Origin of the sequence: Pseudomonas hygromyciniae (assembly GCF_016925675.1) — a bacterium.
GTDB classification, from domain to species: Bacteria; Pseudomonadota; Gammaproteobacteria; order Pseudomonadales; family Pseudomonadaceae; genus Aquipseudomonas; species Aquipseudomonas hygromyciniae.
In genome coordinates, this window is the sequence record NZ_CP070506.1 from 1364172 (window position 1) to 1390891 (window position 26720).

Consider the following 26720-nt stretch of genomic DNA (forward strand, 5'->3'; position numbering starts at 1 on the left):
ATTGGTGATGCTTGACCGGGCAGGACGCCCGCTGATGTGCCTGTAGATATAGGTAACGGTCGACTAGGGAAAATTCAATGAAATATTTAGGTCTATCGATAGAACTGTAGGAGCCGGCTTGCTGGCGATGGCGGTTTGCCTCACCGACCGACAAGCTGGCGCCTACATGCGGCGGATCAGGCGCCGTGGCACTTCTTGAACTTTTTCTCACTGCCGCACGGGCACGGATCGTTGCGGCCAACGTCTTTCAGGGCGTTGCGCACCGGTTCCTGGTGGGCATGGCCGCAGTTCGGGCCGTGGACATGGCCATGGTCGTGATGATCGTGATCGTGATCGTGGTTGCAGTCAGGACCATGGACATGGGGTTGCTGAGTCATTGGTGTCGCTCCGGAATAAAATCGGCGGGGATTATCTCGTCATTGCGCATCACGTGCACGTCGTTACCGATGAATAATCCGGTTTTCAGTTCACCTTCCAGGCGATAGGGGATAGGGCGGTCCGGGTTTTTCAACAGGTCGGCGATTTGCCGTACCTGTGGCCACAGGTTGGTGCGCACCGTGACCTTGAAAAAACCCCGGCGATGGGGCGGTATGGTCAGCCACTCGTTGGATTCGCCTTCGGTCAGCTCCACGTCAGCCAGGCTGATCTTATAGATCAAGCCGCGCACGGTGAGGTCCGAGTCGCCGGGGTTATCCACGCGAAAGTGCAGCTTGAACTTCTGCTCCAACAGCTTGGCGCGTACCAGATCGACCTTGATCAGGTGGATTTGCGGTGGCGGCGTGTCATCGGCGAACCAGGACGCGCAGCCCGAGAGGCCAATGGTCAGTGCCAGTAAACAGCTATAGCTTCGTAATCGGTTGACCATGACGCAATCCTTTGTAGGAGCCGGCTTGCCGGCGATGGTCGTCAACGATGACGAGGGCAGTCTAGGTAAATGCGGTGCTCTTGCCTTCTTCGCGAGCAAGCTCGCTCCTACACTGAGCCGTTTTGTTTCAAATAGCTGGAACAGCACTTCTTGAACTTCTGCCCACTGCCACACAGGCAGGCATCATTGCGCCCAGCCTTCACCGACACCGTAGGATCAATAAAGTACCAGTGCCCATCGTTCTGTACGAAAGACGACTGTTCCCGGTGGCTATGTTCGCCAGTGCTGTCATGCCAGCGTGCGGTAAAGGTGACGAAGGCATGTTCCGGCTGCCCACCAAACACCTCGGAACTTTCCACCTCCAGGCCCAACCAAGTGCTCTGCGCGCTCCAGGCCCCGATGGCGTCACGGTCCAGGCCGCTCTGTTGTGCCGGTAGCGTGGTCGCCACCAGATAATCCACCAGCCCCAGCACATAGGCACTGTAGCGTGAGCGCATCAACGCAGTGGCACAGGGCGCGGGGTGGCCGGTGTGGTAATGGCCGCAACAGGCATCCAGCAGGTTGCCGCTGCCGCAAGGGCAAATGGATGTACTCATGGTTACCACCAATACTTTCCGAAGTTTTCCGGGTTGGCCCAGAACCGGGCGTTCAGCCAGTCCGGGACCTGTTTGTATTCAAGCAGATCGTAGGTAAACAGCGTCAGTACCTGATCGTCGCGGCGAAATTGTTCGCTAGTCTGCAGGGCCAAGGAGAAAAAGTCGGTGTCTTTCCAGCCGCAGGCCGCCAGGTCGGCGAGGACGGCGATGCGGCTGGCGTTGAGGTTGCGCACGCCGCCCAGTAGCTCCAACCCTGCACGTTTTGACAGGTGCTCCAGGCAGTCGACCACCAGGGCCAGGTCAAATCGCTGGGCGGCCAGTTCGGCAGGCAATGGTCCAGGCCCTGCGACGCAGACTACGGTGTCAGGGTGGGCCTGCTTGAACGCATCCAGCGCCGGGAACTGCCCGGCACCCAATACCAGCAGGCGTTTGGGCGCTTGGCGATCAAGCAGGGCGGCGAGCGATTGCTGCGGCGTACGGGAAGAATTACCGGCGGTCATCGAAGATCCTCACATCAGAACCGTGAAGACTAGCCTGCTTGAGCGCGCGGGCCTAGAGCGGGCGGCGGCCTGTCGGCCTGGAAAAGCAGCCTGGGCCAATGAATACGGGGGTGTGGCGCGCTGGCGCAGATGAAAAGAGCGGTCTTTACTCCACCCATCGGCTTGCGGCCGATCCCCTCAGGAGAAATCAAATGAGCATCATGCGGACAGCTCTACCCTTGGTTCTGCTAACCGGAGTATTGACAGGTTGCGCAGGCTTGCAAAAAACCGATTGGCCCACCTGCGCAGCCCTCGGCGGCGTAACCGGTGCGGCGCTAGGCGCCACCGAAAGCTCTTCATGGGCCGGCGGCGGCGCCTTGTTGATCGGCGGCATGGCCGGCGCTTATTGCTGGGTCCATGGCGACGGCGATGAGGACGGCGACGGCGTGCCCGACAGCCGCGACCAATGCCCGGGCACCCCCAAAGGCGTGCAGGTCGATGCCAATGGCTGCCCGCCAGTACCCGAGGCGGTAGTCGTCGAAGAAGTGGTGGTGGTCAAGGAAGAGACCATCGTGATTCGTGACGTGCACTTCGAGTTCGACTCGGCCCGGCTGACGGCGGCCGATAAAACCAAGCTCGACACCGTCGCCGCACGCCTGAAACAGGAGGCGCCGAGTGCCCAGTTGCGGGTCAGCGGGCATACCGACAGCGTCGGCAAAGATGCCTACAACCAGAAACTCTCGGAAAAACGCGCCCATTCGGTGACCGACTACCTGGTCAGCTCCGGCGTGCCGCGCAGCAACTTTGTGTCGGTGACGGGGGCCGGTGAAACCCATCCGGTGGCCGACAACAAAACCGCCGACGGGCGAGCGCTGAACCGCCGCGTGGAAATCCAGATCAACCGCTAGCGCGCTGCACGCCTGCCCCTGGGTGGCGCCAGGGGCATTTCTGATGGAAGCTTCCGACAATCCTCGGCGATCTGGTCGCCAAGTCGCAGCGTTCTCAAGTTTTTTAATCCTTCACTGGCAAATCGCCCGTAGAACTCGTTACTGTGCGCCCAAAGAATAATGTGCAAGGGGGCGTAGGGCATGAAGCTGTTGTTGCGATTGGGGAAGTTGCTGGCGTTGCTGTTCTGGGGCGTTGTGCTGATCAATCTGTTCAAACCGCTGACCAATCCATTTCATCTATTGGTCAACCTGGTCGGCATCCTATTGTTGCTGACCCACCTTCTGGAGTTGGTGCTATTCAACGCCAGCGTCAAACATCGTGCCCACCCTTGGCGTGACCGCCTGCTGATCCTGCTGCTGGGCATGTTCCATATAAAGAGCCTGCCTGCGCCTACGGCTGATCAAGACAATAAGGATGGCAATCATGCGTAAGGTTATTCTCCTGGCCCTGCTGGTCAGCCCCGTTGCCCTGGCCGAAAGCGTCAGTGTCGAGACCAACTCGTTGCTGCGCTTGCCCAACAGCACCAGCGTGCTGCAGTTGGAACGCCTGGACGTGGCCGACTATGGCACCTTGTTGATTCCGGCAAATATCACCCAGGTCACCGTCGACGAACTGCACCTGGGCCGCGAAGCGCGGATCGCCATTGTGCCGAGCGCCTCGGCCCTGCAATTGCAGGTACGGCATGCGCAGTTGGAGCATGGCAGCCAGATCACCTCCCGGGGGGCGCCCGGCACCCATGAAAAGCCGGCCAAGCCGGGGCGTGACCTGACGTTGCGGATCAATGCATTGAATGCGCAGCTATTGTCTGTCGATGCCCGGGGTGGCACCGGCGCCCAAGGTTATAGCGGCCTGGACGGCGCCAATGGCGAAGACCCAGGGTGCACGTGGGGTTCGGCTGGGCGCGGCGCCAATGGCGACAACGGTGGCGATGGGCTGCCGGGGGCCGCGGGGGCGGCAGTGCGTATCGAATTGCCGCAGGATTATCCGAGTGAGCAGATTAAGGTCTGGGTCGACGGCGGTGCAGGCGGCTTGCCGGGTGTTGCCGGCAAACCGGGCAAGGGCGGGCAGTCCAGGGGGTGCCTGGTGTACCGCGCCGATGGCGGCGAGAAAGGCCGTCCCGGTCTGGAAGGGCAGGCTGGGCCTTCCGGACCTGCCGGTACGGTGACCATCCAACGGCTTTGAGCTATAGGCACTGGCCCCATCGCGGCATCGGTATCTACACAACATTTGCCGCAACACCTAAATCCAGGCAGATAGCGTAGTTGTGGCGAGCGGGCTTGCCCGCGCTGGGCTGCGAAGCAGCCCCCAATAAGCCGAATGCGTTGTACCAGATACACCGCAGCGGCTGGTTTTGGGGGCTGCTTCGCAGCCCAGCGCGAGGGCAAGCCCGCTCGCCACGGGGGAGTTCGTCAGTTTCTGAAAGTTGTGTAGATACCTATGCCCGCGATGAGGCCCTGGAGAACCCCCTCAGAACATCGGCCGAGCCGAGGCAACCGCCACCACTACCAACCCCACAATCAGATTGATTCCTACCAACTTTCGGATTTTTCCCAACACCTGCGCGCCAGTCGCCCAGTCCTCGGCTGCCACTGCCGTACGCAGTTCAGGCAGTTGCAACGCCTGGATGCGGATAAACAGCGCCGTCATCACCACATACAACCCCATCATCACCTGCACATAACGCGGTGCGGTCTCAAACCCGCTGAAGCGCAGTTGCAATAGGCCGACGCCACTGATCGGCAAGATCAGCACCGCCACCCAGACCCACACGAAAAAACGTGGAAACACATTCATCCACAGTTTCAGCCGCGCCGGCCCCTCAAGCGCCGCCACAGCGGCCGGGCGCAGGATCATCCAGGCGAAAAACATACCGCCGACCCATACCAGGGCGGCCAATACATGCAGGGTGTAGGCAAGGCTAAAGACGGTCATTGAGGTACTCCGTTCTGCGCGGGATTAATTAGCGGGGTATGATAGCTGCCGATCCGAACCACTGAAAATTTATCCAGCGTTTTTTGCGCCCGACTATCCATGATCAGCACTGAACTCAAAACCACGATCCAGGGCGCCTATTCGCGTTTTCTCGAAGCCAAGAGCTTGAAACCGCGTTACGGCCAGCGCCTGATGATCGCCGAAGTGGCCAAGGTCCTCGGGGATATCGACACCGACGACGAAGGCCGGCGCAGTGGCGACCCCGCGGTCGTGGCCGTCGAGGCCGGCACCGGTACCGGCAAGACCGTAGCCTACAGCCTGGCGGCGATTCCTACTGCCAAGGCGGCCGGCAAGCGCCTGGTGATTGCCACCGCCACCGTCGCCCTGCAAGAACAGATCGTCTACAAAGACCTGCCGGACCTGATGCGCAATAGCGGCCTGAGCTTCACCTTTGCCCTGGCCAAGGGTCGTGGCCGCTATATGTGCCTGTCCAAGCTGGACGTGCTGCTTCAGGAAGGCCACGCGCAAACCGCCACGGCCTCGCTGTTCGAAGAAGAAGGCTTCAAGATCGAAGTCGATGAGGCCAGCCAGAAGCTGTTTACCAGCATGATCGAGAAGCTGGCCGGCAATAAGTGGGATGGTGACCGCGACAGTTGGCCCAATGCCCTGGAAGACGCCGACTGGGCGCGCCTGACCACCGATCATAGCCAGTGCACCAACCGTCATTGTCCCAACTTCGGCCAGTGCGCCTTCTACAAGGCCCGCGAAGGCATGGGCAAGGTTGATGTGATTGTCACCAACCACGACATGGTCCTCGCCGACCTGGCCCTGGGCGGCGGTGCCGTGCTGCCCGACCCGCGTGACACGCTGTACGTGTTCGACGAGGGCCACCACTTGCCGGACAAGGCCATCGGCCACTTCGCCCACTACACACGCCTGCGCTCCACTGCCGACTGGCTGGAAACCACCGCCAAGAACCTCACCAAGCTGCTGGCCCAGCATCCGCTGCCCGGCGACCTGGGCAAGCTGATCGAGCAGGTGCCGGAGTTGGCGCGGGAGATCAAGACCCAGCAACAGTTCATGTTCAGCGCCTGTGAGCAAGTGGCGGATTTCAAGCCCGGCGAAGACGTCGAAGGACGCGAACGGCCACGCCATCGCTTTGTCGGCGGGCTGATCCCCGAGCATATGCGCGAGATGGGCGTCGAGTTGAAGAAGGGTTTTTCACGCCTGACCGACCTGTTCACCCGCCTCACCGACCTGCTCAAGGAAGGCATGGACGGCGAGGTTAATATCGGCATCGCCAGCAACCAGGCCGAAGAGTGGTACCCGCTGTTTGGCAGCCTGCTGTCCAGGGCCCAGGGCAACTGGGAGTTGTGGACCGCCTTCACCGTCGAAGATCCGGAAGACAATCCGCCCATGGCTCGCTGGCTGACGCTGTCGGAAAGCGGCGCGTTGTTCGATATCGAAGTCAATGCCAGCCCGATCCTCGCGGCGGAGATGCTGCGGCGCAACCTTTGGAACGTGGCCTACGGCGCCCTGGTGACCTCGGCCACCCTGACCGCCCTGGGTACTTTCGAGCGCTTTCGCATGCGTGCCGGCCTGCCGAAAAAAGCGGTCACTGCCGTGGTGCCCAGCCCGTTCCATCACGCCGACGCCGGCGTGCTGCGGGTGCCGGACCTCAAGGCCGACCCGCGGGATGCGCCGGCCCACACCGCGGCAATCATTCGCGACCTGCCGTCCCTGGTGGAGGGTTCCAAGGGCACGTTGGTACTGTTCTCGTCACGTAAACAGATGCAGGACGTATTCGACGGCCTCGACCGCGATTGGCGCAAGCAGGTGTTTATCCAGGGCAACCTGTCAAAACAGGAGACTCTGAACAAGCACAAGGCGCGGGTCGATGGCGGGGATTCCAGCGTACTGTTCGGCCTGGCGAGCTTTGCCGAAGGTGTGGACTTGCCCGGTGCCTACTGCGAGCACGTGGTGATCGCGAAGATCCCGTTCTCCGTACCGGACGATCCGGTCGAGGCCGCGCTGGCCGAATGGATCGAAGCCCGGGGCGGCAATCCGTTCATGGAGATCTCGGTACCGGATGCCTCGTTGAAGCTGGTCCAGGCCTGTGGCCGCTTGCTGCGTACTGAAGAGGACCGGGGCACCATCACCTTGCTCGACCGCCGTTTGGTCACCCAACGCTATGGCAAGGCTATCCTTAATGCCTTGCCGCCTTTCAGGCGCGAAATTTCCTAAGCCACAGTGGGCGAATTCGCCCACTTCGTGGTCTATCTCATATATGTCATCAGGCCATTCACCGGCCGATTGGGAGAACCTTGTTCGTATGATCCGCACGCTGCCTGCTCTTTTTGCCCTATTGTTTGCCACGCCATTGCTGGCCGCGCCGGCTGGGCAACAGACGCTGTTCAACTTTGTCCGGCCGGCCGATGTGGTCAAGGTGGCGACCCAGGACGCCAGCCTGCCGCAGTACAACGCCGAACAGACCCCGGAAGGCGAGGTGCTGCGCCGCATCACCTTTAACCCGGCAGCGGAGCCGAGCCTGGTGCTCAGCCCGCAGAGTGGGGTGTGGGACTGGTCGCAATCGAGTGCCATGAGCCTGCGCATCCAGAGTGCGATGGACTGGGCGCTGACGTTGTACGTCAAGGTGCAGAGCAGCGACGGCAGGACCCTGGTCAGCCGTATCGATTTGCCGGCGGGGCCTGCGCAAACCCTGCTGGTGCCCCTGCAAGCCAACTCGCCCTTGAGCCAGGGCATGAAGGCCGGGCCGCCGATGCCGATCACCGTGGAGGGGCAGCGCGTGATGTTGGCCGGTAGCGCTGGCGAAATCGATCGTAGCCAGGTGGTCTCGGTTACTCTGTCAATGATCAAGCCGGCTGCGCCGCAAAGCATTCTGCTGGAGCGCTTTGGCGTGCAGGACAGCGAGCCGGTGCTCAAGGCCGCCTACAGTGAACTGGTGGACGCCTATGGGCAGTCCAACCGTGCGCGCTGGCCAGAAAAAGTCAGCAGCGACGAGCAATTGAAAGCCGCTGCCGCCAAGGAACAACAACAACTCAAGGGCTGGCTCGCAGAGCGTGACAAGAGCGCCCTGGACAAGTTTGGCGGCAGCACCAAGGGCCCGGCCTTTGAGGCCAGCGGCTTCTTCCGCACCGAAAAACGCGACGGGCGCTGGTACCTGGTGACACCGCTTGGGCATCCGTTCTACTCGCTGGGTGTCAACACGGTGAGCCCGGATAACAGCCAGACTTATGTCGCGGGGCGCGAATGGATGTTTGGCGCACTGCCCAAGGCGGGCGAGCCCTTCGACAAGTATTACGGCAGCGGCGACAACCGTGGCGGCAATGGCGCCGATGTAGGGCGCGGCTTCAATGTAGGGCGCTGGTACGACTTCTACGGTGCCAACCTGCAGCGCACCTACGGCCAGGCGTGTGACCCGGCAGCAGAGGCGCAGCCCTGCACGGCCCAAGGTTTTGACCAGGCCCGCTGGACCGGTCACACCCTGGATCGCCTGCAAGCCTGGGGCTTCAATACGATCGGCAACTGGAGCGCCCCGCAGTTGGGTGACGCCCGTCGCGTGCCTTACACCTTGCCTCTGTCGATCATTGGCGACTACACCAGTATCAGCACCGGCATCGACTGGTGGGGCGGCATGCCCGATCCCTTCGACCCGCGCTTTGCCATGGCCACTGAGCGGGCTGTGGCGATCGCCACCCGCGACCATCGCGACGACCCCTGGTTGATTGGCTTCTTTGCCGATAACGAACTGGCGTGGGCCGGCCCCGGCGATGATGCGAAATCCCGCTACGCCCTGGCCTACGGCACCCTGCGCATGACTACGGATGTCCCGGCCAAGCGTGCGTTCCTCAAGCAACTGCGCGACAAGTACCGCAACGAAGCTGGCCTTTCCAAAGCCTGGGGCATCCAACTGGCTGGCTGGGAGTTGATGGAAGATCCAGGCTTCGAGCCGCCGGTTCCCAATGCCGAGCATCCGGAAATCGAGGCTGATTTCCAGTACTTCCAGAAAACCTTCGCCGACGCCTACTTCAAGACCATCTCCGATGCGCTGAAGTGGCATGCGCCCAACCAGTTGCTGTTGGGTGGCCGCTATGCGGTCAGCACCCCGGAGGCCGTGGCGTCCTGCGCCCAGTATTGCGATGTGTTGAGCTTCAACATGTACACCCTCAAGCCCCAGGACGGCTACGACTTTGCGGCCCTGCGTGCACTGGACAAACCGGTGCTGATCACCGAGTTCAACTTCGGCTCCGCCGACCGTGGCCCGTTCTGGGGCGGTGTCACGCAATTGGCCCGTGAGGAGGCGCGGGCCCCGGCTTATGCGGCCTTCCTCAAGCAGGCCATGGGCGAACCGTCGATTGTCGGTGTGCACTGGTTCCAGTATCTCGACCAGCCAGTAACCGGGCGTTTGCTCGACGGTGAAAACGGCCATTTCGGCTTGGTGGGGATCACTGATGTGCCGTTCCAGGGCTTTGTCGATAGCGTGCGTAAAAGCAACCTGACGACGATCCAGCAATTGGGCGCAGAGGCCGAAAAAGCCAAGGTCGCCCATGCTGCAACGGGTTCCCAAACCCAGTAATGACTGGAACAATGGGCGCCACTTAAAGCAGGTCTTTTTCGAGGGGGATACAGGTGCAGATTCAGGGTCATTACGAGCTTCAATTCGAAGCAGTGCGTGAAGCCTTCGCCGCATTGTTTGACGACCCTCAGGAGCGCGGCGCCGCGCTGTGTGTGCAGATTGGCGGTGAAACGGTCCTCGATCTGTGGGCCGGTGCTGCCGACAAGGACGGTGCCGAGGCCTGGCACAGCGATACCATCGCCAACCTGTTCTCCTGCACCAAGACCTTCACCGCTGTCACCGCCTTGCAACTGGTTGCCGAAGGCAAATTGCAACTGGACGTCCCCGTTGCCAACTACTGGCCTGAGTTCGCGGCGGCGGGCAAGGAAAGCATCACCCTGCGCCAACTGCTGTGCCATAAGGCCGGGTTGCCAGCGTTGCGTGAGACATTGCCCGCTGAGGCCCTGTATGACTGGCCGTTGATGACGGCTGCCCTGGCCGCCGAGGCTCCCTGGTGGACCCCCCGGTGAAGGCCATGGCTACGCCGCCATCACCTATGGCTGGCTGGTCGGGGAGCTGCTGCGCCGTGCCGACGGGCGTGGGCCGGGGGAGTCGATTGTGGCTCGGGTTGCTCGCCCGTTGGGCCTGGACTTTCATGTCGGGCTGGCGGACGAAGAGTTCTATCGTGTCGCGCACATTGCCAGGGGTAAAGGCAATATGGGGGATGAAGCTGCCCAACGGCTGTTGCAGGTTACCCTGCGTGAGCCCGAGGCAATGAGCACCCGGGCGTTTACCAATCCGCCTTCTATACTAACCAGCACTAACAAACCCGAGTGGCGTCGTATGCAGCAGCCTGCGGCAAACGGGCATGGCAATGCACGCAGTTTGGCCGGGTTTTATAGTGGTTTGTTGGACGGAAGTTTGTTGGAAGCCGATATGCTTGAACAACTGACCCGCGAACACAGTATCGGGCCGGATAAAACCTTGTTGACGCAAACCCGCTTTGGCCTGGGCTGCATGTTGGACCAGCCGAATGTGCCCAATGCCACGTTCGGCCTTGGCCCGCGTGCATTTGGGCATCCTGGGGCGGGTGGTTCCGTGGGCTTTGCCGATCCGGAACATGATGTAGCATTTGGTTTCGTGACCAATACTCTGGGGCCGTATGTACTTATGGACCCGCGTGCGCAAAAGTTGGTAAGAATATTGGCCGACTGTCTGTAAATAGCTTGCTGTATGGCGTTTTTTTGTTAAAAAGGCACCTACAAAAGGCGCTTGAAAAGTATTGTTACTTTAAACTTCGTGAAGCGTCTGTTTAACGGGTCATCCAGACCCCTGTGTTTTCTCATTTTGTGGATATCTCATGTTATCGAACAAGTCCTTGGCACTGGCGCTCTGCCTCACTATTACTGGCTGTGCACAAACCCCACAAAATGATGCGTCTGGCGAGCATTGGTGGTCATTCGGGTTCGACAAGTCGGCGTCCAAGGACGTTACCGCCAAGGCCGATGCCAAAGCGGCTGACGCCAAGGCTGATCTCAAGGCCGATCTGAAGGCGGCAACGCCTGCTCCTGCTGCCGCTGCCGCTCCGGTAGTGGCCAAGGCTGAAAGCGACACCAAATGGTGGTGGCCTTTTGAAAGCAAGCCCAAACCCCTGAACAAAGTCGATGTGACCAACATCCCGATGCCAGACCCGAAAATTACTCAGGCCTGGCTGGATGACTACGAGCCGCGCCTGCGCGCTGCGATCAAGGACAGCAACCTGCAACTGGAACGTCGCGACAACGTGCTGGTGGTGATTGCCCCAGTCGATGGTTCGTACAACCCGAAGCGCCCGGCGATGTTGTTGCCGGTGACCCTGGGCCCGTTTACCCGTGTCGCCAAGGCCGTTGAAAAGGATCCGAAGACTGCCGTGCTGGTCCTGGGCCATATCGACACCGTGCAGAACCAGCCCTTGACCAAGGAGCGTGCCCAGTCCATCGCTTCGATCTTCAGCCTCAGTGGCTTGAAGCAGGACCGCCTGATGTTGCGTGGCATGGGTGACCTTATGCCCCGCGCCGCTAACGACAGCACCCAGGGTCGAGCCCTGAACCGTCGCATGGAAATCATGTTCACCCAACGCACAACCATGCTGGCACTGTTGAGCAAGTACAACTCGCCAAACCCGCCGAAGCCTGAACTGGTCGCGGTGCAGGACGTCGTTGCTCCAGCGCCGGTCGCCAAGAAAGCGGTTGCCGCCAAGAAAGCGCCAGCCAAGAAGGCCGCCGCCAAGCCAGCCGCGAAAAAAGCCGCCGCCAAGCCGGCTGCCAAAAAGCCAGTTGCCGCCAAGGCCGCAGCGCCAGCGAAAAAAGTCGCTGCAAACGACCAGGCGAAAAACTGAGTAATTGAGCCAGAAGGATAAAGCCGCATGACCCAGGCACTGGCAGATATGCGCCGTGACTACACACGGGACGGTTTGAGCGAGGCCCAGGCCCCGGACGAACCGTTTGCGTTGTTCCACCAGTGGTTCAACGACGCGGTCAAGACCGAGCAACCGCCGGTTGAGGCGAACGCCATGACCTTGGCGACCGTGGACCAGGAGGGCCGGCCTCACTGCCGCGTCCTGCTGCTCAAGGGGCTGGATGCCCAGGGCTTTACCTTCTTCACCAACTACCAGAGCGCCAAGGGCCAGCAAATGGCAGCTCGCCCGTTTGCTGCCATGACCTTCTTCTGGCCGACCCTGGAGCGCCAGGTGCGCATCGAGGGGCGGGTGATCAAGGTCACGCCCCAGGAGTCGGACGCCTACTATCAGGTGCGCCCACTGGGTAGCCGTATCGGCGCTTGGGCTTCCCCGCAAAGCCAGGTGATCCGTGATCGCCAGCAATTGCAGGACCTGCTCACGCTGACCGAGCAGCGTTTCAGCGAGACCCAGCCGGATTGCCCGGAACACTGGGGTGGTTATCGCCTGCTGCCGGAGCGCATCGAGTTCTGGCAGGGCCGGGCGAGCCGTTTACATGATCGCTTGAACTATCGTTTGCAGGGTGCCGACTGGACCCGCGAGCGATTGGCACCCTAAAGACATCACACTTGTAGGAGCCGGCTTGCCGGCTCTGACATGTCCTTCTACGAAGCCTTCTACTCCGTGGTTTTGACCACATATTGCCGCGCTGCGTCCTGCAGCCACTGTGGCAAGTCCTTACGCTTGACCTTCTCAGCCTTGGCACGGTCCAACTGTTGCAGCATAAAGTTGCGCTTGTGCGGATCGTCTCCCGCAAGCGAGAGCGCCAAGTCGCGGTCTACCCAGCGCTTGATCCGCCGGTACAGCCACCAATGGAAATACAGGCCGGCGGCGGTGGTAGCTACAATGATGAAGTAGTCCATGAAATTCCTTGTCTGGGTGTAGGTCTACCGTTTGTCGGTTTTTGCGGTACAGCCTGTCTGTACTGGGGCTGAATGAAAGCAATTTTCTCCGGGCCGTGCCGTGACAGGCGTCAAGCAGCGGAGTCTAATAAAGATATGTCCTTTGGAGTTGATGCTATGCGTAAGTCTGTTCTGCTGGTTGCCTGCTTCACCACCATGTCGTTGCTGCTGGGTGGCTGCGCCTCCAGTCTGACCGGCGACTCGTATTCCCGTGACGAAGCCCGTCGTGTGCAAAGCGTGCGCATGGGCACCATTGAATCCCTGCGTCCGGTCAAGATCGAAGGCACCAAGACCCCAATCGGCGGCGCAGCAGGCGCAGTCATTGGTGGTGTTGGTGGTAGCGCCATCGGTGGCGGTCGCGGCAGCATCGTGACCGCTGTTATCGGTGCCGTGGCGGGCGGCCTGCTGGGCTCGGCCACCGAAGAAGGCCTGACCCGCACCCAGGGCGTGGAAATCACCGTACGCGAAGACGACGGCAGCATGCGCGCCTACGTCCAGGCCGTGCAGGAAAACGAGATCTTCCGCATCGGCGACCGCGTGCGCATCATGACCGTAGACGGGACCAGCCGCGTTACCCGCTAAGCGTCATTCAGTAAAAGAAAAACCCCGACCAGGTGACTGGTCGGGGTTTTTTGTTGGCGTTCATGGCCGGCTTCGTAGGCCGATGAAGTACTCCAAGTCGTTTCTCAGATTAATCTTCAGCAGCGTGGAGAGCTGTGCGACCTGGATTTTGGTGAGTTCCAACTCACCGGGTTGCAACTCCTCAAGGGGTTTTGATTCGGTGAGTTGGGCGACGTCTTGATTAAGCTGATCCCCTTCTATGTCGAATTGGTATTGCAATGATTCGTCCTGTTTATCGTCAGGAAAAAAACCGGTAATTGATAAATAAAACATAAGGCTAGTTAAAGCACCTTTCAGCTTCTGGTTCGCTAGTCAGATACTGCAGGTGAGTTGGAAAAAATGAACGGGGGTCTCTATTGCCCTGCCTGCCAAAGATTCGATAGCTGTCAGTTGGGTGGGAGTAAGGTTGTAACCCTCCCAGCCATACTGCTCGTTGGACCATTGCATTATGGTTTTCAACTTTTCCTCACTCCCAGGAGGTAGCTCGATTACAAAAGCCTGGAGCTCAGTAACCTTATCGAAGGCTTCAATCAGATATCTCATGGTGCGAATCTTTTTTGGATTTTCGTGGAGATGGATTTGATTATTAACGGTTCAAATCCACCACCAGGCTGACTGCCGATATTTGTTGTGATAATCGATGCTCTTCATTTTGTTAGTCGTTAAAGGGGCGCAGTGAAGGAAAATCTCTCAGATTGAGTGACCGGTTGGAGGGAGCGATCAGGTGAACATTTCGATGTCATCTCGAGCGCTACTTATCACGCCGCTCAGTGATGGGTGTTTTTGCCCAGCCAGTTGCATTGCCGCAGACACCTTAGCCGTGTCCAATGTTCTGAATCGACGCGCGATATGACCTACAGCGACTATGGCAGCTGAGGCAATCGCTTGGTTGTCATGACTTATATGTTCTAAGCAGACCTCCTGAGCCCAGGCGCTATTTTTTTCATTAAGCCCGATAGAAATCAGTGCAGTTGCTACCTTACGTTCGTCTCCAGCGGCAAGACTGCTTACTGCTTCCTCATGACTCATATCCGGGTCGTGATAGTGCATGTTCATTTTTCTGCTCCGAGAATTTTTCCTTTGCGGTTGGTTTTACCCGCTTTTATCAGCGCATTTTTCATGTCTTGATGAAGCTCTTCCCAGGACCTCACATGACCGTGGTAAAGCTCATCTGTGGTGCGATCTATGACCACAAACTCCTTCGTTTGTGGGTCGATACCTACTCGGCGTGGTTCTGTAGGTTTCACCTGTATTGAGTCGTTTAGTGCGGCTAAACCGTTGGTTGGTCTTTTGCTTTTAACGGAGTTGCCTTTTTTTCCGTGGTACGGCGCATCTTCGTACTTCCAGCTCACCACGATATAGAGTGGTTTTACCCCTGACTCACTGGGGAATACCAGAATGAAATCCTTATACTCCGGCGGATAAATCGGGTCGACGATGATACTCGCGGCTGTTTCCGTCGGCGGATACACCCATATGTGAGGCGTGGCTGGCGCAGCCTCCAGTGCGGGTATGCCAAGGGTATCGGCAGGGTCAACAGCAGGTGTCCAGATCAGCTCGACGCCGTCACCCAAATCCGCTACGTGTTGCGTGCCCTGTAGTTGAAACTGTACGACATCGACCATTTCCCAATCACGATTCTTTCCCGTGTAGAAGGCATAGCCCTTCAGGCTACCGTCGGCCTGTTGTTCGATATTCAGGCGCACACGGGTGCGGGCGCGGGTCAGGGTGCGCAATTGTTCATCGCTATAGAGCGCGCTGTCGCCCAGCGTTGAGGGCCATAGCAGTGCTACCAGGCCCAGCATGAAGCCTGTCGCAACGGTCCCGGTGGCAGCGGCCGCGCCCGTAATGGCCGAGCCACCCAGTGCCAACGAGCCAAGCCCGGCAGGCAATACAGTGGCGCTTATCTTCTGGAGAGGAAGCCGGCCTGTTGCATCTGTTTCACGGCCGCCCAGCACTGCATGTTCGCCATAGTCTGCGAGGCGATCCAGGGGAATGTAACCAGATGGGGTGTTGTAGCTGATGATGGCGTCCGGCAAGTTGCAGGACTTAGCGAAAACGCACCCGACGACAGGAGCGGGGTTCGGTTCTGACGCAGGCTGAAGCTTTGCTTCGTAGGCCTGCTGGCGTGCGAGCATTGCGTTGTAGGGTTGCTGGAGCGCCTCGCGGGCGGCCAGTTCGCGCTCGTTCATGGGTTCCAGGCGGCGATAGCCACCGGTACCGGTCCCGTAGGAACGCCAGACCTGCGGTCTGTCTTTGTTGTTGGCCATCATGCCCTCCTGGCGAGTTACATCGCGACATCTAGTGCGACGTTATGGGAGGCGCAGGAGAAAAAATGTAGGAGGGTGCTGCAAGCGAGGGGAGAAGAGGCTGAAAGCACGGGGGGGCAGGAAAAGCCTTCCCCCCCCGTTACGTGTTACGCGTTGACCGTCACCTGCTTGCGACTGGCCATCGCTGTCACTGCATAACCAATCAATGCAGCAAGGATCGAACCGGTGAGAATGCCCATCCGGTCCATCCCGGCGTATTCGCTACTGCCTGGTACGAACGCCAGTGAGCCGACAAACAGGCTCATGGTGAAGCCGATGCCGCACAGGATGGCCACGCCCATGACTTGGCCCCAATTGGCGCCGGTCGGTAGAGCCGCGAGGCCGGTTTTCACCGCGAGCCAGGTCAGGCCAAACACACCGACGGTCTTGCCCACCAGCAGGCCTGCGGCGATACCCATAGGCACATGGTGGGTGAAGCTCTCCAGGTTGACCCCGGCCAGGGACACACCGGCGTTGGCAAAGGCGAACAGCGGCAGGATTGCGTACGCCACCCACGGGTGCAGGGCGTGTTCCAGGCCTAGCAGGGGCGACGGCTCGGCGTTCTTGGTACGCAGTGGGATGCAGAACGCCAGGGTGACGCCAGCCAGGGTGGCATGCACACCGCTCTTGAGCACGCAGACCCAGAGGATCAGGCCGATGATCAGGTAGGGCCCGAGCTTGACCACGCCCAGGCGGTTCATGGCGATCAGCGCGACAAGGCATGCGCCTGCACCCGCCAGCGACGCAGTGGACAGTTCACTGGAGTAGAAAATCGCGATGACGATAATGGCGCCCAGGTCATCAATGATCGCCAGGGTCATCAGGAACAGCTTCAGCGACACCGGTACACGCTTGCCCAGCAGTGCCAGTACGCCGAGGGCAAAGGCGATATCGGTGGCCATCGGGATGGCCCAGCCGCCCAGCGCCGCAGGGTTATCCTTGTTCAGCGCCCAGTAGATCAGTGCTGGCACCACCATGCCGCCGATGGCTGCTGCGCCTGGCAGCACGACCTGGGAAGGCTTGGACAGGTGGCCGTCGAGCAACTCGCGCTTGACCTCCAGGCCGATCAGCAGGAAGAACAGGGCCATCAGGCCGTCGTTGATCCATAGCAGTGACGGCTTGGCGATTTGCAGCGCACCGATTTGTACGGCGACGGGCACTTCAAGGAAGCTGTTGTAGAGATGGGACAGCGGTGAGTTGTTGATGATCAGGGCCAAGGCGGCTGCAGCGATCAGTAACAGACCGCTGGCCGCTTCAAGCTGGAAGAAACGGGTAAATGTGCTACGCAGAGGCAAGGGATGCTCTCCAATCAAAGTTCAATAGGGGCGTACCCTAACTCGTACTGTTAGTTGTTAAAACAAAAGTTATATTCTTTTTTTGTTATATAAAAGTGCCAAGGTATGGATTGCGTCAAAGCCTAGCAATTGTGTATCGAATTGAGTCACGACTGTATCTGTGTGCAGTGTAGGAAACACCCTAAGATCAAGCCTGAAAATTTAATGGAACTTGAGCATGAGCGACCACCGTCCGTGGGCCCGAGAGGCCATCCGCATTATTGAAGCGGACTTCCAGCGCAGCGCCGACACCCACCTGATCCCGCTGCCGCTGCCGGGCCTGCCGGGGATCGAGTTGTATTTCAAAGATGAATCCAGCCACCCCACCGGTAGCCTCAAGCACCGGCTGGCCCGCTCCCTGTTCCTGTATGCCCTGTGCAACGGTTGGCTCAAGCCCGGCGCACCGGTGATCGAGGCGTCCAGCGGCTCGACGGCGATCTCTGAAGCGTACTTCGCGCGCTTGCTGGGCCTGCCGTTCATTGCGGTGATGCCGGCCACCACGTCTCAGGAAAAGATTGCGCAAATCGCCTTTTACGGCGGCAAGAGCCATCTGGTGCAGGATCCCACGCAGATCTACGCCGAATCCGAGCGTTTGGCGCAGGAAAGCGGCGGGCACTTCATGGATCAGTTCACCTACGCTGAACGTGCTACCGACTGGCGGGCGAACAACAACATTGCCGAATCAATCTTCCAGCAATTGCGCTGCGAGCGGCATCCAGAGCCGAGCTGGCTGATTTCCAGCCCGGGTACCGGCGGTACCACCGCGACCCTCGGGCGTTATGTGCGTTATCGCCAGCATTGCACCCGGGTGTTATGCGCCGACGCCGAGCGTTCGGTGTTCTTCGAGTATTACCAGACCGGTGATGCCAGCCTGCGCCTTGACTGCGGTTCGCGAATCGAGGGCATTGGCCGGCCACGGGTAGAAGCGTCATTCCTGCCCAAGGTGATCGATGCGATGGTCAAGGTGCCGGACGCCTTGTCGTTGGCGGCCATGCATTACCTGGCGCAACGCTTGGGACGGCGGGTCGGGGGTTCCAGCGGTACCAATCTGATTGGCGCGTTGATTGCCGCGCAGCAGATGCAGGCGGCAGGGGAGTCGGGGTCTATCGTGGCGATTCTGTGTGATGGGGGCGAGCGTTATGCCACGACCTATTACGACGATGCGTGGCTGATCGGGCAAGGGTACGAGCTGGAGGAACTGATTGACGCTGTTGCAGCCAGTGTCGAGCGGGGCGAGCCGTTGCCGGACAGCATCCTGCGCGCCAATATCTAAAATTTCCTGTGTATGGAAACCATTGTGGGAGCCGGGCAAGCCCGGCTCCCACAATAGAGAGGGGCGCTTGCGGGTGAGCTGTCAGGCCTCGATGCCGAGGATATCCCGGGCCACGGCTTCGGCAATCCGAATCCCGTCAACGCCTGCCGACAAGATCCCACCGGCATAACCTGCGCCTTCGCCGGCCGGGAACAGGCCTTTGACATTCAAACTCTGCATCGACGCGTCGCGGGTGATCCGCAGCGGCGACGAGGTGCGGGTCTCGATCCCGGTCAGTACCGCGTCATGCAGCGAGTAACCCTTGATCTGCTTCTCAAAGGCCGGCAACGCTTCGCGGATGGCCTCGATGGCGAAGTCTGGCAAGGCCAGGGCCAAGTCGCCCAGGGCTACGCCTGGCTTGTAGGAAGGTTCCACGCTGCCGATGGCCGTGGATGGTTTGCCGGCGATGAAATCACCCACCAGTTGCGCCGGTGCTTCGTAGTTGCTGCCGCCGAGGATGAACGCGTGGGACTCCAGGCGCTCCTGCAGCTCGATCCCGGCCAGAGGGCCGCCCGGATAGTCGACTTCCGGGGTGATGCCGACCACGATCCCGGAGTTGGCATTGCGCTCGTTACGCGAGTATTGGCTCATGCCATTGGTCACAACCCGATTTGGCTCGGAAGTGGCCGCAACCACCGTACCGCCCGGGCACATGCAGAAGCTGTATACCGAACGGCCGTTCTTGGCGTGGTGCACCAGCTTGTAGTCGGCCGCGCCCAGTTTTGGGTGCCCGGCATACTTGCCCAGGCGTGCCGCGTCGATCAGCGACTGCGGGTGCTCGATGCGGAAACCCACCGAGAACGGCTTGGCTTCCATGTACACGCCACGGCCGTGGAGCATGCGGAAGGTGTCGCGGGCGCTGTGGCCGAGGGCGAGGATCACGTGCTTGGAGAGGATCTGTTCGCCACCAGCGACCACCACGCCATTCAACTGGCCATCTTCGATCAGCACGTCGGTGACCCGCTGTTCAAAACGCACCTCACCGCCCAGGGCGATGATCTGCTGGCGCATGTTTTCCACCACGCCGGTCAGACGGAAGGTGCCGATGTGCGGTTTGCTGACGTAGAGGATTTCATCCGGCGCGCCGGCCTTGACGAACTCGTGCAGGACCTTGCGCCCGTGGAATTTCGGGTCCTTGATCTGGCTGTAGAGCTTGCCGTCGGAAAAGGTCCCGGCGCCGCCCTCACCGAACTGCACGTTGGACTCGGGGTTTAGGACGTTTTTGCGCCACAGGCCCCAGGTGTCCTTGGTGCGCTGGCGTACTTCGCGGCCGCGCTCGAGGATGATCGGCTTGAAGCCCATCTGCGCCAGCAACAACCCGGCAAAGATCCCGCAAGGGCCGAAGCCGACGACGATAGGGCTCTCGCTCAGGTCTGCCGGTGCCTGTCCTACGACCTTGTAGCTGATATCGGGGGCGGCATTGATATTGCGATCGTCGGCGAACTTGAGCAGCAGGGCGGCTTCGCCCTTGACCTCAAGGTCCACGGTGTAGATGAAGCACAGCTCCGACGACTTCTTGCGCGCATCGTAGCTGCGTTTGAACAGGGTGAAATCGAGCAGATCATCACTGGCGATGCCCAGGCGCTGCACGATGGCAGGCCGCAGGTCTTCTTCGGGATGGTCGATGGGCAGCTTGAGTTCGGTGATTCGTAGCATGACAGGATCCGATATGCGGCGTTTGGAAGGGCCGGCAGTTTTGCAAACCGGCGATTATAAGCCCCAACGGCGCTTTCCCGTCATGCTAAAACAGCCCAGGGGCGAATCAGTCGTCTCGCGAGCCGCCAAATGCCGCGCAACCACGCTGCACCTGACCGTTGATCCGAAGTTCGGCGCTCATGTGTTGCAGGCTGCCGCTGACGCTATCGATGCAGCGCTGGGGCGCGACCCACAGTTCAATCTGCTGGCCGTTGGCTTCGGTGGTGAGGTTGAAACGGCCGTCACCCAGTTGCTCTTCCACATAAGGCACCGGCAACGGTGGCTGGCCTTCGCGTTGCAGGACCATGCCCTTGTTGGTCACATTCAGGGCCCAGGCTGGCTTGTGCCCGTTGGCGCGCAGGATCATGCGCTTGAAGTCCGGGTCGTCACAGGCTGAGGTCGAGCGTTCGACGCGGTACAGCTGTTGCAGCTCCACCTGGCCCTGGGTGCCGCTGGCGACCCCGGAAAACTTGCCGCGCAAGTCGGCAAACAACGCCCCTTGCTGGCCGGCCAGGGACGCAGCTTCCTGGAGGATGCTGGTACCGCCGGTATCGTTGACCACGTAGTTACGCTGGTCATGGCAGGGCTGGAACAGCAATTTGTCGCCGATGGCCGTCAACTCGCCTTGCATGCGAGTCAGGCCCGCAGTGGAGGGCGTCGCCGGATCGCGTTCAAACACCTGGCAGGCAGCGAACAAGGGCAGCAGGGCAAACAGAGCAAGGGTACGGGCGGCAAGCATTATCGGGTCTCCTGACAAGTGCCGCCACGTTACGCAGGCTGGCGCCGCATCACAAGCCGACGATGGCGCACGATTAGGTTTCAGCATTTTAATGGAGCGCGGATTTAAGCCTTTTCCTCTGTTTGCTGTGCCAACCTTGTGCAACGTTCACGCTTTTCAAAGGAGCACGTGTATGAGCCTTCGATGGGCCTTTTTCGCCCTGGTCTGGATGGCGCCCCTGGCCAGGGCCGAGGCGCCGGCCAAGCTGTTCTACAGTTCGCAGACCGACTTTACCGAGATCACGGTGAGCCTGAAAAAAACCTCGGCGCTCCAGCCTGAGTTTATTCGAGTCGACGTGACGCTGACGCCCGAGGCCAGGGCGCGTTCCAAAGCCCTGAGCCTGCTGGCCATGCACAAACGGATAACGCTGTATCTCAATGGCCGGCAGCTCAGTACCGCGACGGTTCAGAGTGTCCTCGACGGTCCGGGCCTGACGTTTTCCATTCCCCGCGACCAGTTGCTGGAGATGATGCCATCGCTGCTCGAGTGATGCTTTCAGCCTACGATGTAAGTCTGTCCGGTCTGTAAGCCTTCAACACTTTTGGCGTATGCCAATGCCACGTCCGCCGCAGGAGCCGGCTTGAAGCCTCTGAAATATGGCGCATAGCTGCCCATGGCCTCCACCAGCACGGTCGGGCTGACCGAATTGATGCGCAAGCCCCGTGGCAATTCAATCGCCGCCGCCTTGACGAAGGCATCGATGGCGCCATTGACCAGTGCAGCCGAAGCGCCGGTGCGGATCGGGTCGCGATTGAGGATGCCGCTGGTGAAGGTGAACGACGCACCGTCGTTGGCGAATTCACGGCCGATCAGCAGCAGGTTGACCTGGCCCATCAGTTTGTCTTGCAGGCCTAGGTCGAAGTGGCTGGCATCCATCTCTCCCAAAGGTACGAAGTTCACACTGCCGGCGGCGCATACCAGGGCATCGAACTTGCCGGTTTGCGCAAACAACTGGCGGATTGAAGCGCTATCGCTGATATCAACGTGAAAGTCGCCGCTCTTGCGACCGATGCTGATCACTTCGTGGCGCTGGGACAGCTCGGCCTTGACTGCCGAGCCCACCGTGCCGCTGGCGCCAATCAACAGGATCTTCATGATGTGATTCCTCAAAGGGTTCAAGTGAGCCTTCAGTCTAGAGTGGTTTTTTCTGTAGATAAGCGCACTAATAGGCAACCTTTGGTTTTCAAATGGAAACAATCCATGAGCGAGATGGACGACCTGGCGGCGTTTGCGGTGTTGATCGAAGCCGGCAGTTTTACCCTGGCCGCCCAGCAACTGGGCTGCAGCAAGGGGCAGTTGTCCAAGCGCATCAGCCAGTTGGAAGCACAGTTTTCGGTAGTGTTGCTGCACCGCACCACCCGCCGGCTGAATCTGACCGCTGCCGGCGCGGCCCTGCTGCCACAAGCTCAGGCGCTGGTAATCCAAGTGGACCGTGCACGTCAGGCATTGGCGCGGCTAAAAGATGATGTGGCCGGGCCGGTGCGTATGACCGTTCCGGTGTCCCTGGGCGAAACCTTCTTCGATGGCCTGTTACTGGAGTTTTCCCGACAGTACCCGCAAGTGCAGGTCGAGGTGGATCTCAGCAACAATTATCGCGACCTGGCCAGGGACGGCTTTGATCTGGCGGTACGCTCAGAGGTTGCCAACGATGAGCGCCTGGTCGCCAAGCCGTTGTTGGCCTGGCATGAAATGACCTGTGCCAGCCCGGCTTACCTGGAACAGTACGGTGAACCGCTGACACCCGCGGAGCTGGTCGGGCACCGCTGTTTGCTCAACAGCCACTACAGTGGGCGCGAGGAGTGGCTATATCACCAGCAGCACGAGCTGTTGCGAGTGCGGGTGGATGGCACTTTTGCCTCCAACCACTACAACTTGCTGAAAAAAGCCGCACTGGTGGGGGCCGGTATCGCACGGCTGCCGTCCTATCTGTTGCAAGTGGAATTGGCTGACGGCCGGCTTCGTTGGCTCTTGCGTGATTATCAGACCCGCAGCATGCCCATGTACCTGGTGCATCCGTATCAGGGTGGGCTACCGCGTCGCACCCAAGTGCTGGCCGATTACCTGGTGGGCTGGTTCAAGCGCAACGGCGAGGCATTGGACCGGCTCTAGCGCCAGCGCCGGGCGATCCAGTGATCAATTGACACCCGTCCGGGCCCCTTGGCCATCAACACCAGCAGCAACGCGATCCAGGTGCCGTGGGTCGGGTACGCATCGGGATAGACAAATAGTTGGATCACCAGGGTCATGCCCAGTAACGCCAGCGCTGAAAAACGTGTGGCAAGCCCCAGCAGAATCAGAACCGGGAAAAAGTGTTCGGCGAATGTGGCCAGGTACGCGGCCACTTCTGCTGGCACAAACGGTAACCGGTATTCACTTCGAAACAACGGCACGGTGGAGTTGGCGAGGTGGGGCACGCCCAGTTCGAAGGTGCCGTCTATCAGGTCGACGGCAAACCCCTGGACCTTGGTCTGGCCGGATTTCCAGAACACCGCTGCAATGGAAAAACGTGCGACAAGAGCGATCAGGCTGTAGGGGATTTTTTCGAAGGTTTGAGTGACGCGTGCAATCAGACGGGGGGCGGAAGTATTCATGGCTGTACCTTGATTTGGGTGATGGCGCGGTGGTTGATCAGCAGTCCCAGGCATTGGTGCAGGTCAAATTCGCTGGCCGCGTCGAGGGCGTACGCCACCGCCATTTCCAGGGGCCAATCGTTGTTCAGGCTGTTGATAAAGGTCACGCAGCCGCTGTCGATGCAGAACACTTCCACCTCCAGGCCGTTGCGCAGCACCAGCGCACTTTGCCCATGCCAGGGGTCGATTTTGGCGATGCTGTCGGTGGTTTGGTGCGCAGCCCATAGCGCCACCACGGCGTAGTCCGAACGCAAGGTGGCAACGGATGGATGCAATTGCAGGCGCACGTTGCCCAGACTGAGTAGCTGCTGTAGCTGGTTCACCACGGCCTGTGGGTCGGCTACCGGGGCGTCGATGGCGTGATAGGCACTGATCCGCAAGCGCTCCAGCCGAGCGACGTCGGCCAGGTATGGCACCTCGACAGCGGGGGCGAAGCCCTGGATAAAATCCGCCAGGTCACTGCCGTAGTCGTGGAGCAGCGGGCTGATCGGTGGGTAAGCCTGGATATACAACCCGGCCATGGCCCGAAAAAAATGGTCGCCCACCAGTTGCCGGGTCACCGGATAACTGTCGGCCAGGGCATTGATCAACGAGCTGTGGACGTTGTTGCGATACACCGCAAAACGACTGGCAGGATCGGCGCCATTGCGGCTGAACAACCCATCCGGGCATGGTTGGTCCGGCGTAAGCAGGGCCTGGGCGAATCGTCCGTGCAGGTTCATAGGGGCACCGCCGCAGCCAGCAGGTGCTGGTCCGCTTGCCGGGCTTCGGCGTGCAATACGCTGAAGGCCGGAACATCGTTGTCACGCTCGATCAGCGTAGCCACCGGCCCGGTGCGTTGCAGTGCCTGCTGATACAACTGCCAGACGGCGTTGTCGACCGGCGCTCCGTGGTCATCGATCAGCAGGCGATCACCTAGGCTGTCGGTGTCTTCGGCAAAACCTGCCAGATGAATCTCGCCCACGCTGTGCAAAGGCAAGGCATTGAGGTAGGCCAACGGATCCTGCTGATGATTGATGCAGGACACATATACATTGTTCACGTCCAGCAACAGGCCGCAGCCGGTACGCCGGATGACCTCGCTGATAAAGTCGGTTTCGTCCAGGGTGGAGTGCTGGAACTGCAGGTAGGTTGACGGGTTCTCCAGCAACATGCGCCGCTTGAGTGTGTTTTGTACCTGGTCAATGTGTTCGCACACCCGCTTGAGGGCGGCGTCGTCATAGGCCAGGGGCAGCAGGTCATTGAGAAACACCGGGCCGTGGCTTGACCAGGCCAGGTGTTCGGAAAAGGAGTGAGGTTGATAGCGCTCCATCAGTGCCGCCAGGCGCGCCAAGTGGGCGTGGTTCAGCGGGCCTTCGCCACCGATGGACAGGCCGACGCCGTGCAGCGATAGCGGATACTGCTCGCGGATCAACCCTAGATAGTGGTGGAACGGCCCGCCGGCCACCATGTAGTTTTCGGCGTGGACTTCAAAAAAACCAATATCGGGCAGGGTGGCGAGCACTTGCTGGAAGTGCTCGCTCTTGAGCCCCAGCCCGGCCCGGCGCGGAAGGCCGGGAGCCTGAGCCTGGGCGACATCAGGCAGAGATGAAAGCGTCATCGTCAGTACTCAGGCAGGGGATTCAGGATTTGGCCTTGTAGGCTTCCAGTTGGCCAAAACCGGTTGGCGAGGTTTTGCTTTCCATCTTCATGCAGGTGCCCTCGGGGACCAGATTCCAGGCGTTGGCCTGGTAGTCGGTTTTCGAGGTGCCCGCGCACGTGGTGCCAGCGCCTGCGGCGCAGTCGTTCTTGCCTTTGAGGGCGACGCCAAAGCATTTTTCCATCTTCGCCTCGTCGGCATGGGCGGCAGTGGTCAGAGTGCTCAGGCTCAAGGCAGAACCCAGGGCCAGGACGAGGGTGGCGGCGGACAGCGAACGGGTGGTAGTGGTCATGGTGTTTCTCCAGCAGTGAGGTTGGCAAGAAAGCGTTTGTGCTTGCTTACCCCACTAGAGAAAGGGGGGAGGGGATCGTTACACGTGGGTCGAAGAAAACTTGAAAACTGTTGGTGGGGCCGGGATTTCAGGTTGGATGAAGATCAAGTGTGGGAGCTGTCGAGCCCTGGCGAGGCTGCGATAGTGGAGGGTCAGGCGACATCTTCAGTGGCTGGGCTGCCGCTTTCGCAGCCTCGCTAAAGCTCGACAGCTCCCACAGGGATTGGTGGTGGGGCCGGGATTTCAGGCTGGATGAAGATCAAGTGTGGGAGCTGTCGAGCCCTGGCGAGGCTGCGAAAGCGGTGGGTCAGGTGGACTCTTTGTTAGCTGTGCTGCCGCCTTCGCAGCCTCGCTAAAGCTCGACAGCTCCCACAGGGATTGGTGGTGGGGCCGGGATTTCAGGCTGGATGAAGATCAACTGTGGGAGCTGTCGAGCCCCGGCGAGGCTGCGATAGTGGAGGGTCAGGCGACATCTTCAGTGGCTGTGCTGCCGCTTTCGCAGCCTCGCTAAAGCTCGACAGCTCCCACAGGGATTGGTGGTGGGGCCGGGATTTCAGGCTGGATGAAGATCAAGTGTGGCAGCTGTCGAGCCCCGGCGAGGCTGCGAAAGCGGTGGGTCAGGTGGACTCTTTGTTAGCTGTGCTGCCGCCTTCGCAGCCTCGCTAAAGCTCGACAGCTCCCACAGGGATTGGCGGCGGGTCCGGGATTTCAGGTTGGATGAAGATCAAGTGTGGGAGCTGTCGAGCCCCGGCGAGGCTGCGATAGTGGAGGGTCAGGCGACATCTTCAGTGGCTGTGCTGCCGCTTTCGTAGCCTCGCTAAAGCTCGACAGCTCCCACAGGGATTGGTGGTGGGGCCGGGATTTCAGGCTGGATGAAGATCAAGTGTGGGAGCTGTCGAGCCCTGGCGAGGCTGCGAAAGCGGTGGAGCAGGCGACATCTTCAGTGGCTGTGCTGCCGCTTTCGCAGCCTCGCTAAAGCTCGACAGCTCCCACAGGGATTGGCGGCGGGTCCGGGATTTCAGGTTGGATGAAGATCAAGTGTGGGAGCTGTCGAGCCCTGGCGAGGCTGCGAAAGCGGTGGGTCAGGTGGACTCTTTGTTAGCTGTGCTGCCGCCTTCGCAGCCTCGCTAAAGCTCGACAGCTCCCACAGGGATTGGTGGTGGGGCCGGGGTTTCAGTCTGGATGAAGATCAAGTGTGGGCTTGCCCGCGATAGCGGAGTGTCAGCCAATGCATCCAGCACCGACACACAGCCATCGCGGGCAAGCCCGGTCCCACATT

Annotated in this window: 29 protein-coding genes and 1 pseudogene; 12 read left to right on the forward strand and 18 right to left on the reverse strand. The window is 60.1% G+C overall.

All coding sequences use genetic code 11. The annotated features are described in order from the left end of the window. Positions 1–176: 176 nt before the first annotated feature. From JTY93_RS05935 to JTY93_RS05950, 4 genes are all read right to left on the reverse strand, one after another. Complete coding sequence (locus JTY93_RS05935) at positions 177–377, reverse strand: SEC-C metal-binding domain-containing protein (RefSeq protein WP_205477040.1); 201 nt, start codon at positions 375–377, stop codon at positions 177–179. Continuing rightward, entirely contained in the window at positions 374–865 is a 492-nt protein-coding gene (locus JTY93_RS05940) for an LEA/WHy family protein (protein ID WP_205477041.1), read from the reverse strand. Before JTY93_RS05940 ends, JTY93_RS05935 begins: the two co-directional genes overlap by 4 nt. 107 nt (positions 866–972) lie before the next feature. Continuing rightward, complete coding sequence (locus JTY93_RS05945) at positions 973–1461, reverse strand: YchJ family protein (RefSeq protein WP_205477042.1); 489 nt, start codon at positions 1459–1461, stop codon at positions 973–975. Between the two features lie 2 nt (positions 1462–1463). Continuing rightward, positions 1464–1961, reverse strand: a complete 498-nt coding sequence (locus JTY93_RS05950; protein ID WP_169996927.1) for a DUF6231 family protein — start codon at positions 1959–1961, stop codon at positions 1464–1466. 191 nt (positions 1962–2152) lie between these two features. On the opposite strand from JTY93_RS05950, the gene JTY93_RS05955 reads away from it, so the two are divergent. The 3 genes from JTY93_RS05955 (at position 2153) to JTY93_RS05965 (ending at position 4070) form a co-directional block, all read left to right on the forward strand. Then, positions 2153–2848 carry a PA1041 family peptidoglycan-binding anchor lipoprotein gene (locus JTY93_RS05955; RefSeq protein WP_029297159.1) on the forward strand — a complete coding sequence of 232 codons (696 nt, stop codon included), beginning with the start codon at positions 2153–2155 and terminating at the stop codon, positions 2846–2848. A 180-nt stretch (positions 2849–3028) separates the two neighbouring features. Further along, positions 3029–3319, forward strand: a complete 291-nt coding sequence (locus JTY93_RS05960; protein WP_169996929.1) for a DUF1145 domain-containing protein — start codon at positions 3029–3031, stop codon at positions 3317–3319. After that, positions 3312–4070 (forward strand): collagen-like domain-containing protein, encoded by a 759-nt coding sequence (locus JTY93_RS05965; protein ID WP_205477043.1) that lies wholly within the window; start codon positions 3312–3314, stop codon positions 4068–4070. The genes JTY93_RS05960 and JTY93_RS05965 overlap by 8 nt, the downstream gene beginning before the upstream one ends. A 285-nt stretch (positions 4071–4355) precedes the next feature. Here JTY93_RS05965 and JTY93_RS05970 read toward each other — a convergent pair whose 3' ends face one another. Then, positions 4356–4820, reverse strand: a complete 465-nt coding sequence (locus JTY93_RS05970) for a CopD family protein (RefSeq protein WP_205478748.1) — start codon at positions 4818–4820, stop codon at positions 4356–4358. Positions 4821–4919: 99 nt separating this feature from the next. Between JTY93_RS05970 and dinG the strand changes: the two genes are divergently transcribed. The 5 genes and pseudogenes from dinG to pdxH all read left to right on the forward strand — a co-directional run bounded on the left by dinG (position 4920) and on the right by pdxH (position 12448). Further along, positions 4920–7064 carry an ATP-dependent DNA helicase DinG gene (gene dinG, locus JTY93_RS05975; RefSeq protein ID WP_029297151.1) on the forward strand — a complete coding sequence of 715 codons (2145 nt, stop codon included), beginning with the start codon at positions 4920–4922 and terminating at the stop codon, positions 7062–7064. 88 nt (positions 7065–7152) lie between these two features. Next, positions 7153–9417, forward strand: a complete 2265-nt coding sequence (locus JTY93_RS05980) for a beta-galactosidase (RefSeq protein WP_205478756.1) — start codon at positions 7153–7155, stop codon at positions 9415–9417. A 53-nt stretch (positions 9418–9470) separates the two neighbouring features. Beyond that, positions 9471–10617 (forward strand): annotated as a pseudogene (locus tag JTY93_RS05985) (serine hydrolase domain-containing protein). 139 nt (positions 10618–10756) lie between these two features. Further along, entirely contained in the window at positions 10757–11773 is a 1017-nt protein-coding gene (locus tag JTY93_RS05990) for an OmpA family protein (protein WP_205478758.1), read from the forward strand. A 27-nt stretch (positions 11774–11800) separates the two neighbouring features. Beyond that, positions 11801–12448, forward strand: coding sequence for a pyridoxamine 5'-phosphate oxidase (pdxH, locus tag JTY93_RS05995; protein ID WP_169996936.1), 648 nt, complete (start codon positions 11801–11803; stop codon positions 12446–12448). A 59-nt stretch (positions 12449–12507) separates the two neighbouring features. Here the strand turns inward: pdxH and JTY93_RS06000 are convergent, their stop codons facing one another. Further along, positions 12508–12753 carry a hypothetical protein gene (locus tag JTY93_RS06000; RefSeq protein WP_169996938.1) on the reverse strand — a complete coding sequence of 82 codons (246 nt, stop codon included), beginning with the start codon at positions 12751–12753 and terminating at the stop codon, positions 12508–12510. Positions 12754–12909: 156 nt separating this feature from the next. Here JTY93_RS06000 and JTY93_RS06005 point away from each other — a divergent pair, with 156 nt between their 5' ends. Then, positions 12910–13374 (forward strand): outer membrane lipoprotein, encoded by a 465-nt coding sequence (locus JTY93_RS06005; protein WP_029297142.1) that lies wholly within the window; start codon positions 12910–12912, stop codon positions 13372–13374. A gap of 60 nt (positions 13375–13434) precedes the next feature. On the opposite strand, the gene JTY93_RS06010 is transcribed toward JTY93_RS06005, so the two are convergent. The 5 genes from JTY93_RS06010 to nhaA form a co-directional block, all read right to left on the reverse strand. Then, positions 13435–13686 (reverse strand): pyocin S6 family toxin immunity protein, encoded by a 252-nt coding sequence (locus tag JTY93_RS06010; protein WP_205478759.1) that lies wholly within the window; start codon positions 13684–13686, stop codon positions 13435–13437. Between the two features lie 39 nt (positions 13687–13725). Beyond that, positions 13726–13956 (reverse strand): DUF7683 domain-containing protein, encoded by a 231-nt coding sequence (locus JTY93_RS30260; protein WP_240344557.1) that lies wholly within the window; start codon positions 13954–13956, stop codon positions 13726–13728. Positions 13957–14133: 177 nt separating this feature from the next. Then, positions 14134–14469: a hypothetical protein gene (locus JTY93_RS06015; RefSeq protein ID WP_205478760.1), complete on the reverse strand. Its 336-nt coding sequence runs from the start codon at positions 14467–14469 to the stop codon at positions 14134–14136. Further along, positions 14466–15683 (reverse strand): S-type pyocin domain-containing protein, encoded by a 1218-nt coding sequence (locus JTY93_RS06020; RefSeq protein ID WP_205478761.1) that lies wholly within the window; start codon positions 15681–15683, stop codon positions 14466–14468. Before JTY93_RS06020 ends, JTY93_RS06015 begins: the two co-directional genes overlap by 4 nt. A 146-nt stretch (positions 15684–15829) precedes the next feature. Next, complete coding sequence (gene nhaA, locus JTY93_RS06025) at positions 15830–17017, reverse strand: Na+/H+ antiporter NhaA (RefSeq protein ID WP_205478762.1); 1188 nt, start codon at positions 17015–17017, stop codon at positions 15830–15832. A gap of 217 nt (positions 17018–17234) precedes the next feature. Between nhaA and JTY93_RS06030 the strand changes: the two genes are divergently transcribed. After that, positions 17235–18329: a PLP-dependent cysteine synthase family protein gene (locus JTY93_RS06030; protein WP_205478765.1), complete on the forward strand. Its 1095-nt coding sequence runs from the start codon at positions 17235–17237 to the stop codon at positions 18327–18329. An 81-nt stretch (positions 18330–18410) separates the two neighbouring features. On the opposite strand, the gene JTY93_RS06035 is transcribed toward JTY93_RS06030, so the two are convergent. Continuing rightward, positions 18411–20024, reverse strand: coding sequence for an NAD(P)/FAD-dependent oxidoreductase (locus tag JTY93_RS06035; protein WP_205478766.1), 1614 nt, complete (start codon positions 20022–20024; stop codon positions 18411–18413). A 106-nt stretch (positions 20025–20130) separates the two neighbouring features. After that, on the reverse strand, positions 20131–20802 hold the full coding sequence (locus JTY93_RS06040; protein WP_070995765.1) for a COG3650 family protein: 672 nt from the start codon (positions 20800–20802) through the stop codon (positions 20131–20133). A 172-nt stretch (positions 20803–20974) separates the two neighbouring features. Between JTY93_RS06040 and JTY93_RS06045 the strand changes: the two genes are divergently transcribed. Beyond that, positions 20975–21331, forward strand: a complete 357-nt coding sequence (locus JTY93_RS06045; RefSeq protein ID WP_205478768.1) for a hypothetical protein — start codon at positions 20975–20977, stop codon at positions 21329–21331. 5 nt (positions 21332–21336) lie between these two features. On the opposite strand, the gene JTY93_RS06050 is transcribed toward JTY93_RS06045, so the two are convergent. Beyond that, positions 21337–21936 (reverse strand): short chain dehydrogenase, encoded by a 600-nt coding sequence (locus tag JTY93_RS06050; RefSeq protein WP_092234079.1) that lies wholly within the window; start codon positions 21934–21936, stop codon positions 21337–21339. A gap of 105 nt (positions 21937–22041) precedes the next feature. Between JTY93_RS06050 and JTY93_RS06055 the strand changes: the two genes are divergently transcribed. Further along, positions 22042–22950 carry a LysR family transcriptional regulator gene (locus JTY93_RS06055; protein WP_205478770.1) on the forward strand — a complete coding sequence of 303 codons (909 nt, stop codon included), beginning with the start codon at positions 22042–22044 and terminating at the stop codon, positions 22948–22950. Here the strand turns inward: JTY93_RS06055 and JTY93_RS06060 are convergent. The 4 genes from JTY93_RS06060 to JTY93_RS06075 are packed head-to-tail and all read right to left on the reverse strand — an operon-like array spanning position 22947 to position 25402. Then, on the reverse strand, positions 22947–23432 hold the full coding sequence (locus JTY93_RS06060) for a DoxX family protein (protein ID WP_205478772.1): 486 nt from the start codon (positions 23430–23432) through the stop codon (positions 22947–22949). The genes JTY93_RS06055 and JTY93_RS06060 overlap by 4 nt on opposite strands. After that, the gene (locus JTY93_RS06065) at positions 23429–24193 is read right to left on the reverse strand and encodes an HvfC/BufC N-terminal domain-containing protein (protein WP_205478775.1); all 765 of its coding nucleotides are present in this window, start codon (positions 24191–24193) and stop codon (positions 23429–23431) included. The genes JTY93_RS06060 and JTY93_RS06065 overlap by 4 nt, the downstream gene beginning before the upstream one ends. Continuing rightward, a complete protein-coding gene (gene bufB / locus JTY93_RS06070) occupies positions 24190–25071 on the reverse strand; it encodes an MNIO family bufferin maturase (RefSeq protein WP_205478776.1) in 882 nt (293 codons plus the stop codon). The genes JTY93_RS06065 and bufB overlap by 4 nt, the downstream gene beginning before the upstream one ends. Positions 25072–25093: 22 nt before the next feature. Then, complete coding sequence (locus tag JTY93_RS06075) at positions 25094–25402, reverse strand: BufA1 family periplasmic bufferin-type metallophore (protein ID WP_205478778.1); 309 nt, start codon at positions 25400–25402, stop codon at positions 25094–25096. Between the last annotated feature and the right edge of the window lie 1318 nt (positions 25403–26720).

What these genes read in the sequence shown, in the direction of transcription:
- JTY93_RS06020 (WP_205478761.1), bottom strand. Translation starts at nt 15,683, where the DNA reads ATGGCCAACAACAAAGACAGACCGCAGGTCTGGCGTTCCTACGGGACC.
- JTY93_RS06035 (WP_205478766.1), bottom strand. Translation starts at nt 20,024, where the DNA reads ATGCTACGAATCACCGAACTCAAGCTGCCCATCGACCATCCCGAAGAA.
- JTY93_RS05965 (WP_205477043.1), top strand. Translation starts at nt 3,312, where the DNA reads ATGCGTAAGGTTATTCTCCTGGCCCTGCTGGTCAGCCCCGTTGCCCTG.
- JTY93_RS05955 (WP_029297159.1), top strand. Translation starts at nt 2,153, where the DNA reads ATGAGCATCATGCGGACAGCTCTACCCTTGGTTCTGCTAACCGGAGTA.
- JTY93_RS06055 (WP_205478770.1), top strand. Translation starts at nt 22,042, where the DNA reads ATGAGCGAGATGGACGACCTGGCGGCGTTTGCGGTGTTGATCGAAGCC.
- JTY93_RS06015 (WP_205478760.1), bottom strand. Translation starts at nt 14,469, where the DNA reads ATGAACATGCACTATCACGACCCGGATATGAGTCATGAGGAAGCAGTA.
- JTY93_RS06040 (WP_070995765.1), bottom strand. Translation starts at nt 20,802, where the DNA reads ATGCTTGCCGCCCGTACCCTTGCTCTGTTTGCCCTGCTGCCCTTGTTC.
- JTY93_RS06030 (WP_205478765.1), top strand. Translation starts at nt 17,235, where the DNA reads ATGAGCGACCACCGTCCGTGGGCCCGAGAGGCCATCCGCATTATTGAA.
- JTY93_RS05935 (WP_205477040.1), bottom strand. Translation starts at nt 377, where the DNA reads ATGACTCAGCAACCCCATGTCCATGGTCCTGACTGCAACCACGATCAC.
- dinG (WP_029297151.1), top strand. Translation starts at nt 4,920, where the DNA reads ATGATCAGCACTGAACTCAAAACCACGATCCAGGGCGCCTATTCGCGT.
- JTY93_RS06060 (WP_205478772.1), bottom strand. Translation starts at nt 23,432, where the DNA reads ATGAATACTTCCGCCCCCCGTCTGATTGCACGCGTCACTCAAACCTTC.
- JTY93_RS05945 (WP_205477042.1), bottom strand. Translation starts at nt 1,461, where the DNA reads ATGAGTACATCCATTTGCCCTTGCGGCAGCGGCAACCTGCTGGATGCC.
- JTY93_RS30260 (WP_240344557.1), bottom strand. Translation starts at nt 13,956, where the DNA reads ATGAGATATCTGATTGAAGCCTTCGATAAGGTTACTGAGCTCCAGGCT.
- JTY93_RS05970 (WP_205478748.1), bottom strand. Translation starts at nt 4,820, where the DNA reads ATGACCGTCTTTAGCCTTGCCTACACCCTGCATGTATTGGCCGCCCTG.
- bufB (WP_205478776.1), bottom strand. Translation starts at nt 25,071, where the DNA reads ATGACGCTTTCATCTCTGCCTGATGTCGCCCAGGCTCAGGCTCCCGGC.
- JTY93_RS05980 (WP_205478756.1), top strand. Translation starts at nt 7,153, where the DNA reads ATGATCCGCACGCTGCCTGCTCTTTTTGCCCTATTGTTTGCCACGCCA.
- JTY93_RS06075 (WP_205478778.1), bottom strand. Translation starts at nt 25,402, where the DNA reads ATGACCACTACCACCCGTTCGCTGTCCGCCGCCACCCTCGTCCTGGCC.
- JTY93_RS05950 (WP_169996927.1), bottom strand. Translation starts at nt 1,961, where the DNA reads ATGACCGCCGGTAATTCTTCCCGTACGCCGCAGCAATCGCTCGCCGCC.
- JTY93_RS05940 (WP_205477041.1), bottom strand. Translation starts at nt 865, where the DNA reads ATGGTCAACCGATTACGAAGCTATAGCTGTTTACTGGCACTGACCATT.
- pdxH (WP_169996936.1), top strand. Translation starts at nt 11,801, where the DNA reads ATGACCCAGGCACTGGCAGATATGCGCCGTGACTACACACGGGACGGT.
- JTY93_RS06045 (WP_205478768.1), top strand. Translation starts at nt 20,975, where the DNA reads ATGAGCCTTCGATGGGCCTTTTTCGCCCTGGTCTGGATGGCGCCCCTG.
- JTY93_RS06010 (WP_205478759.1), bottom strand. Translation starts at nt 13,686, where the DNA reads ATGTTTTATTTATCAATTACCGGTTTTTTTCCTGACGATAAACAGGAC.
- JTY93_RS06005 (WP_029297142.1), top strand. Translation starts at nt 12,910, where the DNA reads ATGCGTAAGTCTGTTCTGCTGGTTGCCTGCTTCACCACCATGTCGTTG.
- JTY93_RS06000 (WP_169996938.1), bottom strand. Translation starts at nt 12,753, where the DNA reads ATGGACTACTTCATCATTGTAGCTACCACCGCCGCCGGCCTGTATTTC.
- JTY93_RS05960 (WP_169996929.1), top strand. Translation starts at nt 3,029, where the DNA reads ATGAAGCTGTTGTTGCGATTGGGGAAGTTGCTGGCGTTGCTGTTCTGG.
- JTY93_RS05990 (WP_205478758.1), top strand. Translation starts at nt 10,757, where the DNA reads ATGTTATCGAACAAGTCCTTGGCACTGGCGCTCTGCCTCACTATTACT.
- JTY93_RS06065 (WP_205478775.1), bottom strand. Translation starts at nt 24,193, where the DNA reads ATGAACCTGCACGGACGATTCGCCCAGGCCCTGCTTACGCCGGACCAA.
- JTY93_RS06050 (WP_092234079.1), bottom strand. Translation starts at nt 21,936, where the DNA reads ATGAAGATCCTGTTGATTGGCGCCAGCGGCACGGTGGGCTCGGCAGTC.